Below are 12,237 nucleotides of genomic sequence, written 5' to 3'. Positions count from 1 at the left end.
TGTCTCCTTCCGAGACTCAAGGTGACTGGTGTTCGCACAAGTTGCAATTGTCTGACATGGAATGTCACGCGCTGGTGACCCGAGTTTATTTACCGACCTGTTTACCCTTGGGGCAGCCAGAAATGAAAACGCCCGGCTGTTGGGCCGGGCGCTGACAGGATCACAGACCCCATTTCTTTTGGTTTTCCTCAAAGAAGCCCTGGGCTTTCTTCACCTCGATCCAGTTGTTCACATAGTTGATCCAGACCTGATCATCCTGTGGCAGGATCATCGCAATCGGCGAGGGGGACCGTGGACCAGCATTCTTTACACGCTCGATCGGGAACTTCTCTTCCAGGGTCGAGCCTTCGATGTTCGACGTGATGAACACATCGGCCCGTCCGGCGATCACTTCCTGAAAACCACGCGCCGGGGCTTCGACCACTTTGATTTCGGCATTCGGGAACCATTCGCGCACACGTTTTTCAAAGGTGGTGCCCAGCGTGGTGGCGACCGTCACACCCGGCTGGTTGATCGACTCGTAACCATCGAATTTGTCGGCCTTGTCTTTTAACGTGTAAGGAAACAGCTCGACCGAGATATAGCTGTCCGAGAACCCTGCAACCTTCATGCGCGGCGGCGAGATCGAGGCCGAGCCGGTCAGGTGGTATTTCTTCGCCACGACACCATTCACCAGCGTTTTCCAGTCGGTCGGGACGTACTCGACCTCGACCCCCAGATCAGCGGCGAGTTCGTTCATGATGTCGATGTCATAACCTTTGTAGCTGTTCGTGGCGGGATCCCGCAGGGACATCGGGTTCCAGTCACCGGTCGTGCCGACCTTCAACACACCGGAATCCAGGATTTCATTCAGTGCCGATTGCGCATGGGCTGCGCCCGACAACACCAGGCCAAGCGCAGCGGCTGCTGCTGCTCTCCAGATTGTGTTCATTTAATTCTCCTGTTGGTGGCAGCTGGGACTTGCTGTCTTATATAGTTCGTTGTTTTAAGCGGGAAGGGGGCGCAGGCCCATTAAATTATCCACCCGCGCCAAATAGGGACGTATCGACCAATGCCAGACCCCGCCATCGAGCTTGTCGATGTGAACAAGTGGTTCGATACGTTCCATGTCCTCAAGAATATCAACCTGACGGTCAATAGCGGTGAAAAGGTTGTGATCTGCGGGCCGTCCGGCTCGGGCAAGTCTACGGTCGTGCGTTGCATCAACCAGCTGGAGAAACACCAGAAAGGGACCATCCGCATTGACGGGATCGAGTTGAAGGATGACGCCAGATCCGCAGCCACCATCCGGTCCGAGGTCGGTATGGTATTTCAGCAGTTCAACCTGTTCCCGCATCTGAGCGTTCTGGACAACCTGACCCTTGGCCCCATCAAGGCCCGGGGGCTGAGCCGAGCACAGGCTGAAGAGCGCGCGCGCCACTACCTTGAGCGTGTCCACATCCCCGATCAGGCCGACAAACGCCCGACCCAACTGTCCGGCGGCCAGCAACAGCGCGTGGCCATTGCCCGGTCACTGTGCATGGAGCCGAAGGTTCTATTGTTTGATGAGCCGACCTCGGCCCTTGATCCCGAAATGATCGCCGAGGTGCTGGACGTAATGGTCGAGCTGGCGCATGAAGGCATGACCATGATCGTTGTCACCCACGAGATGGGCTTTGCCCGCAAGGTCGCCGACAAGATGATCTTCATGGATGAGGGTGAGATCGTGGAACAGGGCAAACCGGAACATTTCTTCACCAATCCGACCTCGGAGCGGTGCCGTAAGTTCCTCGGCCAGATTTTGCAGCATTAAGTGGGTATGATGAAAAAAGCGCTCATCCTCGTACCGCTTCTGCTGCTGGCGGGCTGTTCCTCATCCCAGACATGGGGCTGGTATGTTATCGATCCGCGGACCGCTTCGGGTTGGACCAATGTGAAATTCCTGATTTCAGGCATGGGCGCGACGATCCTGATCTCTCTGATCGCGGCGGTGCTGTCGATTGTGATTGGCCTGTTGGTTGCCTTGCCCGGATTGTCCGAGAAACGCGGCTGGCGGCTATTGAACAGGGTCTATGTCGAGTTCATTCGCGCCATTCCGCTGTTGCCCATGCTGTTCTGGGTATTCTACGGCCTGCCGATCGTGTTCCAGTCGATGGGCCTCAACATCCCGATTGACCCATTCTGGGGTGCGATCATCACCTTGGCGATTTCCGACAGTGCGTTCACGGCTGAGATCTACCGCGCGGGCATCCAATCCATCGCACGCGGTCAGCGCGAGGCGGCGCAGACCATCGGGCTGAACTATGTGCAAACCATGCGTTACGTGATCCTGCCGCAAGCGATCCGGCGTATCCTGCCGCCCTTGGCAAACCAGTTCATCTACATCGTCAAGATGAGCGCCTTTGCCAGTGTCATCGGCATGCAAGAGCTGACCCGCCGCGCGAATGAGCTGGTGGTGACGGAATACCGCCCTCTGGAAATCTACACTTTACTGATTTTTGAATACTTGGTTCTGGTTCTGATCATCAGCGCCGGGGTACGCTGGCTGGAACGCCGCATGGGCGCGGACGAACGCAGATAAGGAGGCATATTGTGGACTGGAAAGACTTCATGGCCGAGACCGAGGCCAATATCGGCACGCTCTCGAAAGAGATACCCGACACCGTGCGCGGCTTCGGGATGATGGGCAAAGCGGCCAAAACCGACGGTGTCCTGAGCGAGAAAACCAAAGAATTCATCGCGCTGGGCATTGCCATCGCCACACGTTGCGACAGTTGCATCGGGTTTCACGTGAAATCGCTGGTGCGCCTCGGCGCCAGTCGTGAGGAGTTGTCCGAGGCGCTTTCAATGGCGACCTATATGGGCGGAGGCCCGTCTTTTGCCTACAGCGCAAAGGCGCTGAAGGCGTTTGATGTGTTCTCGGAAGGCGATTAACCCAGCAACTGCCCCAACTTCATCGCCACACCCATGTTGCCCGAGATTTTGAGCTTGCCCATGGCAACACCAGTCATCGGGTTCAGCTTGCCGGTCAGCAGTTTGGTCAGGTTTTCCTGCGAGATACGGATGGTGCAGTCGGTATCCTGATCCTGCGTGGTGGCTTTATTGTCGGCCAGCACGATCACACCCGCATCGCCACAATCGAACTTGAGCGAGCCGTCAAAGCTTTTGCCATTCAGCCCGTTTTGAATTCCGTCGGCGATCTCTTGCAGCATGGTGTGTCCTTTCAAACTTGACGTATGCGTAAAGACATGGCCCCACATCCGGCAAGCATGACGCTGGGTCCGCTATAGCGTTTCGGGTTCAACCTGGGACACGAATACCCTGCCACGCTTTCAGCGTTCTCGGGACATTCGTGTCACTTGGCGATTCAGGTAAAACCCGAAACGCCATAGGCAAAAGAAAACCCCGGCAACCGTGTGATTGCCGGGGTCTTGAATTCTAAGCTGTTGGCCAGATTACTTGGACAGACGCTTGTCGCGCGCCGCGAGCAGTTTCAAACGCAGCGCGTTCAGCTGGATAAAGCCGGCCGCGTCGGTCTGATCATAGGCACCGGCATCTTCCTCGAAGGTCACGTGTGCCTCGGAATACAGCGAGTGATCGGACCAGCGGCCAACGGTCGAGGCCAGACCTTTATACAGTTTCACACGGACGGTACCGGTGACATGCTCTTGGCTCTTGTCGATGGCGGCCTGCAGCATCTCGCGTTCGGGGGAATACCAGAAGCCGTTATAGATCAGTTCGGCATATTGCGGCATCAGCTGGTCTTTCAGGTGCATCGCGCCACGGTCCATGGTGATGGACTCGATACCACGGTGTGCTTCCAGCAGGATAGTGCCGCCAGGGGTTTCGTAGATACCGCGCGACTTCATGCCAACGAACCGGCCTTCGACCAGATCCAGACGACCAATACCGTGCTTGCCGCCATATTCGTTCAGCTTGGTTAGGATGGTGGCCGGGCTCATCGCCTCGCCATTGATGCTGACCGCGTCGCCTTTTTCGAAACCGATCTCGATGAATTCGGGCTCGTTGGGCGCGTCCTCGGGGTGGACAGTGCGCTGGTAGACATAGTCGGGCGCCATATCGGCTGGGTCTTCCAGAACCTTGCCTTCCGAGGAGGTGTGCAGCAGGTTGGCATCGACCGAAAAGGGCGCCTCACCGCGTTTGTCCTTGGCAATCGGAATCTGGTTCTGTTCGGCAAACTCCAACAGCTTGGTGCGGCTGGTCAGGTCCCATTCACGCCACGGCGCGATGACCTTGATGTCGGGGTTCAGTGCATAGGCAGCCAGTTCGAACCGCACCTGATCGTTGCCCTTGCCGGTTGCGCCATGGGCCACGGCATCGGCACCGGTGGCTTGGGCAATCTCGACCAGACGCTTCGAGATCAGAGGCCGCGCGATGGACGTGCCCAGAAGGTACAGCCCTTCATATACCGCATTGGCGCGGAACATCGGGAAGACGAAATCGCGGACGAATTCCTCGCGGATGTCTTCGATATAGATGTTTTCGGGTTTGATCCCCAGCAGCTCGGCCTTTTGGCGGGCAGGCTCCAACTCTTCTCCCTGACCCAGATCGGCGGTGAAGGTCACGACCTCACAGCTATACTCGGTCTGCAGCCATTTCAGAATGATCGAGGTATCAAGGCCACCGGAATAGGCCAGAACAACTTTCTTGGGCGCGGACATCTGACTTCCCCTTATTCGTAAGACGATTGGCCCCTAACGGGTTTTGTGGGCGGGGGCAAGCTGTGTGGATTGACGCAGGCCGCAAATTGGGGTGAAACGACCGGACAAAGAACAAGAGATGGTTGAACAGGGGCAGTTCCAGATGTTGGCGTTCGAGATTTTCATGCATTCGATCAAGATGGTTTTGCGAAATCTGAAACAGGCGCTTCAGATCACGTTGATCCCCGCACTTATCGGCGGTCTGGCCATCATCGCGTTCAGTCATCTGTTCGGTATTTCTTTCGAAGATATCTCGACCGAGCCAAACGGCCTGCCCGATGCAGCATCGCCGGGGGCGATCACAGCTTTCCTGTTCTGCGTGGTGGCCTCCCTTTTTGCGATCATGGTCTGGATCATCGTGTCCTGGCATCGTTTTGTGCTGCTCGAAGACTACCCGGCCGGTTTTCTGCCCGCTTTCAGATCAGATCGAGTACTCGCCTATATTGGGCGGATGGTGATGCTGGTCTTGCTGGGGGCGGTCATCTTGCTTCCGGCGATGCTCGTCATCGGATTTCTGACACAAGCGTCGGCTGTGATAGGCATATTGGCGTGGCTACTTGTTGTCGTGGCGCTTTCGGTGGCCTTCTACCGGGTGTCTCCGATCATGCCCGCCGCAGCAATTGGTGAACCCTTGAAACTGTCTGATGCGTGGCAGGCAACGTCGGGCGCGAACGGAACCATAGTGACGTTGCTTGTGTTGTCGGTGTTGTTTCAGTTTGTGCTTCAACTGGTGTCTGCGGTGTTTCTGATCATCCCGGTGATTGGCGGTTTGGTGGTGATTTTCTGTGGCATGCTGATCGTGCCACTGATCAATGTCAGCATCCTGACCACGATCTACGGCGTTTACATCGAAAAACGCGCGCTGTCGTAATTCGTACACATATGTATTCCTTGCCCTTTTGGTCGGGATAGGCCACTGACACCGGCATGAGCGATTTCATGACCCGTGCCCGCGCCGCCGAACAGGCGATGCGCTCTGTTTTTCCGGCAACGCCTTTGCAGCGGAATGCCCATCTGTCTGACCGCTACGGTGCTGATATCTGGCTCAAGAGAGAGGACCTCAGCCCGGTACGTTCCTACAAGATCCGGGGCGCGTTCAACGCTATGCGCAAGCAGCAGGGGCAGGAGCTGTTCGTTTGCGCCAGCGCCGGAAACCATGCGCAGGGTGTGGCCTTTATGTGCAGGCATCTGGGTGTGAAGGGGGTGATCTTCATGCCGGTCACCACGCCTCAGCAGAAAATCCAGAAGACCCGAATTTTTGGCGGCGACAATATCGAGATTCACCTCAGCGGTGACTATTTCGACGACACGCTTGCCGCAGCACAATCTTGGTGCGCAAAGGAAGGCGGGCATTTTCTGTCGCCGTTCGATGATGAGGATGTGATCGAAGGCCAGGCGTCGCTTGCGGTCGAGATCGAGGAACAGCTTGGCCGCGTGCCCGACCATGTGATCCTGCCAGTCGGTGGCGGTGGCATGTCGTCCGGCGTGGCAACCTGGTTCGACGATCGGACCCACTGTTTGTTTGTCGAACCCAAGGGCGGGGCCTGTCTGCATGCGGCGATGGCCGCTGGGCATCCGGTTGCCTTGGATCATGTGGATAATTTCGTTGACGGCGCGGCGGTCGGCAAGATCGGGGCAAAGCCCTTTGAGCTGTTGAAAGACCGTCACCTGTCGGATGTGCTAGTCCTTTCCGAGGATCGCATCTGCACCACAATGATTGAAATGCTGAATGTGGAAGGCATCGTGCTGGAACCCGCCGGCGCGTTGGCGATCGAGGCGGTTGCTGATGTGCAAAGCTTTATCCGCGGCAAAACGGTCGTCTGCGTCACCTCCGGCGGCAATTTCGATTTTGAGCGTCTGCCCGAAGTCAAGGAGCGCGCGCAGCGCTATTCCGGGGTCAAGAAGTATTTCATCCTCCGCCTGCCGCAGCGCCCCGGCGCGTTGAAAGAGTTCTTGGGCATCCTCGGCCCCGAAGATGATATCGCCCGGTTCGAATACATGAAGAAATCGGCGCGCAATTTCGGTTCGGTCCTGATTGGGATCGAAACCCGCAAGCCCGAAAACTTTGCCCGCCTCTTTGCACATCTGGATGAGGCCGGGTTCACCTATACCGACATCACCGAGGATGAGACGCTGGCGCAGTTTGTGATTTAGGGCGGTCTAAATACGAACTTTTTGTCCTGAGATTGCTGCATTTCTAACAGCTGCGTGCAAACCCAGTGTTTTTGATCTGAAGCGCAATCAAAATGGCAATTGTCTGGATCAAGATTCCCTCTGGAGGCGGACCGGGTAGCTGGGTATTGTGCGCTAAACAGTGTTATAAGATAGCTTGATCAAAATGACCTACGTACACGATGCAGAACACAATGTCTGGGTTCGCGAAGATTCTACAGACATTCAGTATTCCGATGGTGTTGGGAAAGAAGACAGGCTCTTTTCCGGAGTATCAAGCTGCACAGACCGATCTGTAAACTCTCCTGAAATCAACGCGTTGATAACCGACTGGGCGTCAGAGTATCATTTTTCCGCCAAACGCCACTTCGTCCTAAGAGGGCTTGAGTTCAAAAAGAATCAAGCTGTGTTGGAGTTGGGTTGTGGGTGTGGAGCGATATCACGCTACTTGGCTGAACAGGGCGTTGAACTCACGTCTGTTGAAGGAACTGTTTCCCGGGCTCGCACAGCATCGAAAAGATGCGAAGACCTGCCCAATGCAAAATTCCATGTGGACAATTTCACCAAGTTTCAGTCGGAGAAGAAGTTCGATTGGGTGCTGTTTATTGGTGTATTGGAGTATGCACCGTTGTACGGAGAGCCATCCGATCCGTTTGCTTCGTATTTGGAAGTTGCGAAGCGACACCTCAAGCCGGGTGGAAAAGTCGTTGTCGCAATCGAGAACAAGCTTGGGCTGAAGTATTGGAACGGGGCATCGGAAGATCATGTTGGCCGACCTTACTACGGAATTCACGACCTGTATGATGGACGCTCAGCAGAAACATTCAGTAAATTGGAAATGGCTACGCTGCTCTCCGACAACGGGTTCCCGCATCAAGAATTCCACTATGCTTTTCCAGACTACAAGGTTTGTGACACGCTGATCACCGATGCCGGTCTCGCGTCCAAGGGGTTTAGTGCCTCTGATTTGCTTTTTGGTACCCGTTCACGCGACTATAGTCGTAAATTTTTGCCGGCGTTTTCAGAAGGCCTTGCAATTTCCACGCTAAGCCAAGCCGGGCTTCTTGGTGAATTTGCCAACTCATTCCTGATTGTTGCAAGCGCGCAAGATTTCCCGCAATCAACTAAGCTTGCGCTTACGCACAACATTGGAAAACGGCACCCGACCTACACTTGTGAAACTTCTTTTGCTGGGCTCGATGGTGAAATAGTTGTCAAAAAGACCGGGACACTTTCGGAAGAACCCAAAGAATTTGAAGTGGATTGCTACACAGTCCGTCACAATACTGCGCCCGCACCATATATAGAAGGGGTCAGCGAAGCCGCACAGATTGTTCGCCAAATGCACCGAACCCCGCGCCCAAGTCGCGTTTGGCGCAGTTTCATCCCTTGGGCGGAGTATCTCAAAGCAGCAAGCACGCAGAAGGCAGATGCTGGCGCTTTGGAAGATTGGACAATTGACGGCTCATATCTCGACGCAACCCCATTTAACTTTGTCAGAACAGCTGAAAGATTGAATCAGATAGACGTTGAGTGGCGAGCAGAACAGGAAATTCCGCTGCGTTGGGTGATTACACGTGGCGTGAGGCAAGTTCTTATGCACGGATCGTCTCAGATATCCTACGGCCGGGCAAGGATATTTGGTACCGCCAGAATGGTGTTGGAAGGCATTGGCTTGTCTCTCTCACAAGACGAATTTGAACGTATTCAACAGCTAGAACGTGCCTTTATGGGGGCGGTTCAATCCGCTCCTTTAAAAAAAAAGTCAGAACGGCATCGCGTGAAACAAACCCAACAGTGATCGCAGTGAAGTCTCCGTATCAGGAGGGCAAGCGACATAGTTGGGGCGAGCAAATTTATTCACAAAGCCTTGCTGATGCATTTACGGATATCGGTCTCAAAGCTCGTGTCGACAATCACAACGCATGGGCTTCAACCGCTGAAGCGGCAGAAGCAGCAGTTGTGATACGAGGAAAGATCGCCTACCCGCATGCCGCTAAACATGGTGTTGCAAATTGGATCATCAGCGAGCTTCCCCCGGCCGGAAGGCCGGAAGGATTTGATAGCGGCACAGCGAATTTTTATGCTTCGCACCTATTCTTCGAACAAATAGACGCGCGACCCCAGGATTCCGTACTTTACCAAGCAACGGATCATCGCATTTTCCATTCGGGCGAACGCAACGTGAATGGTCCAACCCTATTTGTTGGCAACAACTACAAGAGATGGGAGATCCGACCGGTTATTGAAAAGGCGCTTGCTGAAGACTTGCCTGTGGATGTCTACGGCGACCGGTGGAATCGACAACTGAAATCAGATCGTCTTCGCGCTACGAGAGTTCCAAATTCGCAGCTGGGTCATCTCTATCGTTCAGCAGGTGTCGTCCTAAATGATCACCGTCCTTTGATGCGGAACAATGGTCTGATTTCAAATCGTATTTTTGACGTTCTTGCCTGCGGTGTACCTCTGATATCCGATAGAATAATGGGCCTGCCTGATGGGTTTGAAGAGTTTATCTATGTATTTGATGAAGATACGCCCTTGGAAGGTTTGATTGCGCAGGCAAAATCAGAGTCTGATGCCGTTCGACGTAGACGCGCGGATTTTGCCGAACATGTCGTACAGCAGTACAGCTTTCAAGCTGCAGCCAAGACCATCGCCGCCAACTTGGGCATAACGCCGAAACCCTAATCTGTATGCTAGTTCTTGAGCTGCTAAGCCTGTGCAACAGTGCCGTCAGGATGGAGTTTGGCGTTTGTGCTGTCCAAGCCTAGGCTATCGACAGACACGCGGATCATTTGGTGTTCCTGAAGCGCATCAAACAGCCGGTCCAGAACACCCCCGTCTGTCCAACGGCGCATCCGAGTTTAAACCGTGTGCCATTTACCAAAGCGTGGCGGCAAGATCCGCTATTTGTTGTCGCTTTCAACCACAAACAGGATCACGTTGATGACAGTCAGGTTCGAAACGCGCACATTCCCGCGCTGAACCGGTAGATGGGGACGGATAAGTGCATCCTGTTCTTCGGTTATCTCATTCATAACAGATGTTTAGCATAGATCGGCGCATCCCAATAGAGTTAGCACGCCCCAGCTAATCTTGGGATTGTACGACCTGATCAGGATCTTTTTTGAATTCGATCACAGAGTTCTGAAAGCTTTGTACGATACAAGGGACATCGACCTTATCGCCTTGGCCTTGCGCGGCCAGCCTTTCGCCATCCTGACACAGCTTTGAGAAGGTCTCGAACCCGAGGCTCAGGGCGCTGCCCTTCAGGAAATGCAGGTTCTGTTCCAGATCCAGCCGCGCGGTATCGGCATGCAGGCGGGCTATGACCTCTTGCACCTCGTCCAGAAAGATTTCGACAACCTCATCGAACTCATCCGCGCCAACCTCGTCGCGCAACTGTCGAACTCGGGGCCAGTGGATCATGGGTCGCGTCCTGCATCGGTTTAGAATTGTTCCTTGGTAGCCCGGATTGAGTAAATGTCGGGTTAAGCTTCGGTCTCTGCCAGCCTTCACCTGATGTTAAGCCCCTGATGGGTAGGGTCCCTTCATCCCGATCAAAGCAAGCGAGTGGGGTTGCGCAGTGCCAACGGCAAGTCTTGAGGAAACCAGTTCCGATCTGGACTTCGGTGCAATCCGAAGGGTGCTGGTCGTGGATGACAGCCGCCTGCAACGACGCATTCTTGTGGCCTCGCTCAAGAAATGGGGTTTTGAGGTTCTTGAGGCCGACAATGGAGAGGCCGCTATAGACATCTGTACCGAAGCCGCCCCCGACCTTGTTCTCAGCGATTGGGTCATGCCGGGGATGAGTGGGCTTGAGTTCTGCCGCGCCTTCCGCGCGCTTGAGGCGGAACACTACAGCTATTTTATCCTGCTCACCTCCAAAAGCGAAAAGCAGGAGGTGGCGCGGGGTCTGGACTCGGGCGCGGATGATTTTCTGATCAAACCGCTTGAGGCGGATGAACTGCGCGCACGTATTTCGGCCGGGGCGCGGATTCTGGACATGCAGCGCGAGTTGTCACAGAAAAACCGCCTGATAGAATCGGCTTTGCAAGAGCTGAAACTGGCGCATGAGGCCATCGACAAGGATCTGATCCAGGCGCGCAAAATTCAAGAATCCCTGGTGCCCGACCTCACGCAGGAGTTCGGAAAATCACGCGTCAGCCTGTTGTTGAAGCCCTGCGGTCATATCGGGGGTGATCTGGTGGGGATGTTCTCACCCGGTCCGAACCGCCTTGGGTTCTACAGCATTGATGTATCCGGTCACGGCATCACATCGGCCATGATGACGGCGCGGTTGGGCGGCTATCTGTCCAGCAAACATTTCGACCAGAACGTCGCCATGGAAAAACGTTTTGACAAGTTCTATGCCTTGCTTCCCCCGGCAGAGGTCGCAGGGATGCTGAATTGTCGATTGCTGGCGGATGCCGGGATCGAAGAGTACTTTACGATGGTCTATGCGATTGTCGATCTGCGCAACGGGCATGTCAGGATGGTCCAGGCCGGGCATCCACATCCGCTCATGTTGCGACGCGACGGCAGGACTGAGTTTCTGGGCGAAGGCGGACTGCCCATAGGGTTGATCGAGGATGTGAAGTTTCAGCAGATTGAGACGATGATGGAGCCGGGAGACCGGTTGTTATTGCATTCGGACGGGTTCACGGAATGCGCCTTGGCCGAAGGCGGAATGCTGGATGAGGAGGGCTTGCGGCAGATGGCTCTCGACTGTGCGGCAGGTCGTGGCGGGCCTGAGTTTCTGGACGATTTGTTCTGGCGCCTGACGCAGGCCATGTCATCTGATAGTAGTATGGGGGACGATGTCTCGGCGGTGTTCTTTGAATATAACGGGGTTTAAAGCCTTTGAGCGTGCAGTTTCGCGAAATGGCGATCCCCGTCGTTGCCCAGCGTCTCAACTGCGTCGGCGGCGTGCATCCAAAGCGCTTCGTGGAAGGGCTCGCTTGGCGGGCCAAGACGGCGTACGGGACGCGCCTGATAAATCAGGCAGATCTTCTCGGCCCAGAGGTCATATTCCGGCATATAAGTGAACCGCCGGAATGCGCCGACACGACGGGGTGCTGCGATCAGCCAGCCCGTTTCCTCGAAAACCTCGCGGTGCAGGGCGGTTGTGGGTGATTCGCCCGGATCAATACCGCCGCCGGGCAATTGCAGATCCGGCCCCGGTTCGGTCTGACAGGTCAAAAGAAGGTGCCCGGCGCGGGGCAGCAATGCGTAAACTCCGACCCGCCGAGTATACTTGCGCCCGGGTTCAGGGCTTTCGCCGAACCGTCTGATCATGTATGGCCCCTTACAACCCAATCTCTGCGACCTATATGGTGCCGGTATGCCAACCCTTGGCGTG

At 55.2% G+C, this 12,237-nt stretch carries 15 protein-coding genes; 8 read left to right on the top strand and 7 right to left on the bottom strand.

What is annotated here, in order from left to right; all coding sequences use genetic code 11:
• Positions 1-160 precede the first annotated feature (160 nt).
• Positions 161-931 (bottom strand): transporter substrate-binding domain-containing protein, encoded by a 771-nt coding sequence (locus AC2FD8_RS02950; protein WP_496853382.1) that lies wholly within the window; start codon positions 929-931, stop codon positions 161-163.
• 120 nt (positions 932-1,051) lie between these two features.
• Between AC2FD8_RS02950 and AC2FD8_RS02945 the strand changes: the two genes are divergently transcribed.
• Genes AC2FD8_RS02945 through AC2FD8_RS02935 form a run of 3 tightly spaced genes read left to right on the top strand, consistent with a single transcriptional unit; the run spans position 1,052 to position 2,913 of the window.
• On the top strand, positions 1,052-1,792 hold the full coding sequence (locus tag AC2FD8_RS02945; RefSeq protein WP_496853383.1) for an amino acid ABC transporter ATP-binding protein: 741 nt from the start codon (positions 1,052-1,054) through the stop codon (positions 1,790-1,792).
• A 9-nt stretch (positions 1,793-1,801) separates the two neighbouring features.
• Positions 1,802-2,560 carry an amino acid ABC transporter permease gene (locus AC2FD8_RS02940; RefSeq protein ID WP_496853384.1) on the top strand — a complete coding sequence of 253 codons (759 nt, stop codon included), beginning with the start codon at positions 1,802-1,804 and terminating at the stop codon, positions 2,558-2,560.
• Positions 2,561-2,571: 11 nt separating this feature from the next.
• A complete protein-coding gene (locus tag AC2FD8_RS02935; protein ID WP_496853385.1) occupies positions 2,572-2,913 on the top strand; it encodes a carboxymuconolactone decarboxylase family protein in 342 nt (113 codons plus the stop codon).
• On the opposite strand, the gene AC2FD8_RS02930 is transcribed toward AC2FD8_RS02935, so the two are convergent.
• On the bottom strand, positions 2,910-3,191 hold the full coding sequence (locus AC2FD8_RS02930; protein ID WP_496853386.1) for an SCP2 sterol-binding domain-containing protein: 282 nt from the start codon (positions 3,189-3,191) through the stop codon (positions 2,910-2,912). The genes AC2FD8_RS02935 and AC2FD8_RS02930 overlap by 4 nt on opposite strands.
• A gap of 243 nt (positions 3,192-3,434) precedes the next feature.
• Complete coding sequence (locus tag AC2FD8_RS02925) at positions 3,435-4,661, bottom strand: argininosuccinate synthase (RefSeq protein WP_496853387.1); 1,227 nt, start codon at positions 4,659-4,661, stop codon at positions 3,435-3,437.
• A 91-nt stretch (positions 4,662-4,752) separates the two neighbouring features.
• On the opposite strand from AC2FD8_RS02925, the gene AC2FD8_RS02920 reads away from it, so the two are divergent.
• The 4 genes from AC2FD8_RS02920 (at position 4,753) to AC2FD8_RS02905 (ending at position 9,563) form a co-directional block, all read left to right on the top strand.
• On the top strand, positions 4,753-5,571 hold the full coding sequence (locus AC2FD8_RS02920; RefSeq protein WP_496853388.1) for a hypothetical protein: 819 nt from the start codon (positions 4,753-4,755) through the stop codon (positions 5,569-5,571).
• A 56-nt stretch (positions 5,572-5,627) separates the two neighbouring features.
• Complete coding sequence (ilvA, locus tag AC2FD8_RS02915; RefSeq protein ID WP_496853389.1) at positions 5,628-6,854, top strand: threonine ammonia-lyase IlvA; 1,227 nt, start codon at positions 5,628-5,630, stop codon at positions 6,852-6,854.
• A gap of 184 nt (positions 6,855-7,038) precedes the next feature.
• Positions 7,039-8,673: an SAM-dependent methyltransferase gene (locus AC2FD8_RS02910; RefSeq protein WP_496853390.1), complete on the top strand. Its 1,635-nt coding sequence runs from the start codon at positions 7,039-7,041 to the stop codon at positions 8,671-8,673.
• Positions 8,670-9,563 (top strand): glycosyltransferase family protein, encoded by an 894-nt coding sequence (locus AC2FD8_RS02905; RefSeq protein WP_496853391.1) that lies wholly within the window; start codon positions 8,670-8,672, stop codon positions 9,561-9,563. Before AC2FD8_RS02910 ends, AC2FD8_RS02905 begins: the two co-directional genes overlap by 4 nt.
• Positions 9,564-9,586: 23 nt before the next feature.
• Here the strand turns inward: AC2FD8_RS02905 and AC2FD8_RS02900 are convergent, their stop codons facing one another.
• From AC2FD8_RS02900 to AC2FD8_RS02890, 3 genes are read right to left on the bottom strand one after another with little or no spacing between them, the layout of a single operon-like run.
• The gene (locus AC2FD8_RS02900) at positions 9,587-9,733 is read right to left on the bottom strand and encodes a hypothetical protein (protein ID WP_496853392.1); all 147 of its coding nucleotides are present in this window, start codon (positions 9,731-9,733) and stop codon (positions 9,587-9,589) included.
• A gap of 48 nt (positions 9,734-9,781) precedes the next feature.
• Complete coding sequence (locus tag AC2FD8_RS02895) at positions 9,782-9,913, bottom strand: hypothetical protein (RefSeq protein ID WP_496853393.1); 132 nt, start codon at positions 9,911-9,913, stop codon at positions 9,782-9,784.
• Positions 9,914-9,965: 52 nt separating this feature from the next.
• Positions 9,966-10,304 carry an Hpt domain-containing protein gene (locus AC2FD8_RS02890; RefSeq protein ID WP_496853394.1) on the bottom strand — a complete coding sequence of 113 codons (339 nt, stop codon included), beginning with the start codon at positions 10,302-10,304 and terminating at the stop codon, positions 9,966-9,968.
• 157 nt (positions 10,305-10,461) lie between these two features.
• On the opposite strand from AC2FD8_RS02890, the gene AC2FD8_RS02885 reads away from it, so the two are divergent.
• Positions 10,462-11,733: a PP2C family protein-serine/threonine phosphatase gene (locus AC2FD8_RS02885; RefSeq protein ID WP_496853395.1), complete on the top strand. Its 1,272-nt coding sequence runs from the start codon at positions 10,462-10,464 to the stop codon at positions 11,731-11,733.
• On the opposite strand, the gene AC2FD8_RS02880 is transcribed toward AC2FD8_RS02885, so the two are convergent.
• On the bottom strand, positions 11,730-12,173 hold the full coding sequence (locus AC2FD8_RS02880) for an NUDIX hydrolase (RefSeq protein ID WP_496853396.1): 444 nt from the start codon (positions 12,171-12,173) through the stop codon (positions 11,730-11,732). The two genes, AC2FD8_RS02885 and AC2FD8_RS02880, sit on opposite strands and share 4 nt — an antisense overlap.
• Between the last annotated feature and the right edge of the window lie 64 nt (positions 12,174-12,237).

It is taken from the genome of Ruegeria sp. YTSC192 (assembly GCF_059609705.1).
Note: the sequence above shows the minus strand (reverse complement) of the source record. Positions and strands in the feature narration are given on the sequence as shown.

What these genes read in the sequence shown, in the direction of transcription:
- AC2FD8_RS02950 (WP_496853382.1), bottom strand. Translation starts at nt 931, where the DNA reads ATGAACACAATCTGGAGAGCAGCAGCAGCCGCTGCGCTTGGCCTGGTG.
- AC2FD8_RS02930 (WP_496853386.1), bottom strand. Translation starts at nt 3,191, where the DNA reads ATGCTGCAAGAGATCGCCGACGGAATTCAAAACGGGCTGAATGGCAAA.
- AC2FD8_RS02890 (WP_496853394.1), bottom strand. Translation starts at nt 10,304, where the DNA reads ATGATCCACTGGCCCCGAGTTCGACAGTTGCGCGACGAGGTTGGCGCG.
- AC2FD8_RS02940 (WP_496853384.1), top strand. Translation starts at nt 1,802, where the DNA reads ATGAAAAAAGCGCTCATCCTCGTACCGCTTCTGCTGCTGGCGGGCTGT.
- AC2FD8_RS02895 (WP_496853393.1), bottom strand. Translation starts at nt 9,913, where the DNA reads ATGAATGAGATAACCGAAGAACAGGATGCACTTATCCGTCCCCATCTA.
- AC2FD8_RS02880 (WP_496853396.1), bottom strand. Translation starts at nt 12,173, where the DNA reads ATGATCAGACGGTTCGGCGAAAGCCCTGAACCCGGGCGCAAGTATACT.
- AC2FD8_RS02910 (WP_496853390.1), top strand. Translation starts at nt 7,039, where the DNA reads ATGACCTACGTACACGATGCAGAACACAATGTCTGGGTTCGCGAAGAT.
- AC2FD8_RS02925 (WP_496853387.1), bottom strand. Translation starts at nt 4,661, where the DNA reads ATGTCCGCGCCCAAGAAAGTTGTTCTGGCCTATTCCGGTGGCCTTGAT.
- AC2FD8_RS02900 (WP_496853392.1), bottom strand. Translation starts at nt 9,733, where the DNA reads ATGCGCCGTTGGACAGACGGGGGTGTTCTGGACCGGCTGTTTGATGCG.
- ilvA (WP_496853389.1), top strand. Translation starts at nt 5,628, where the DNA reads ATGAGCGATTTCATGACCCGTGCCCGCGCCGCCGAACAGGCGATGCGC.
- AC2FD8_RS02945 (WP_496853383.1), top strand. Translation starts at nt 1,052, where the DNA reads ATGCCAGACCCCGCCATCGAGCTTGTCGATGTGAACAAGTGGTTCGAT.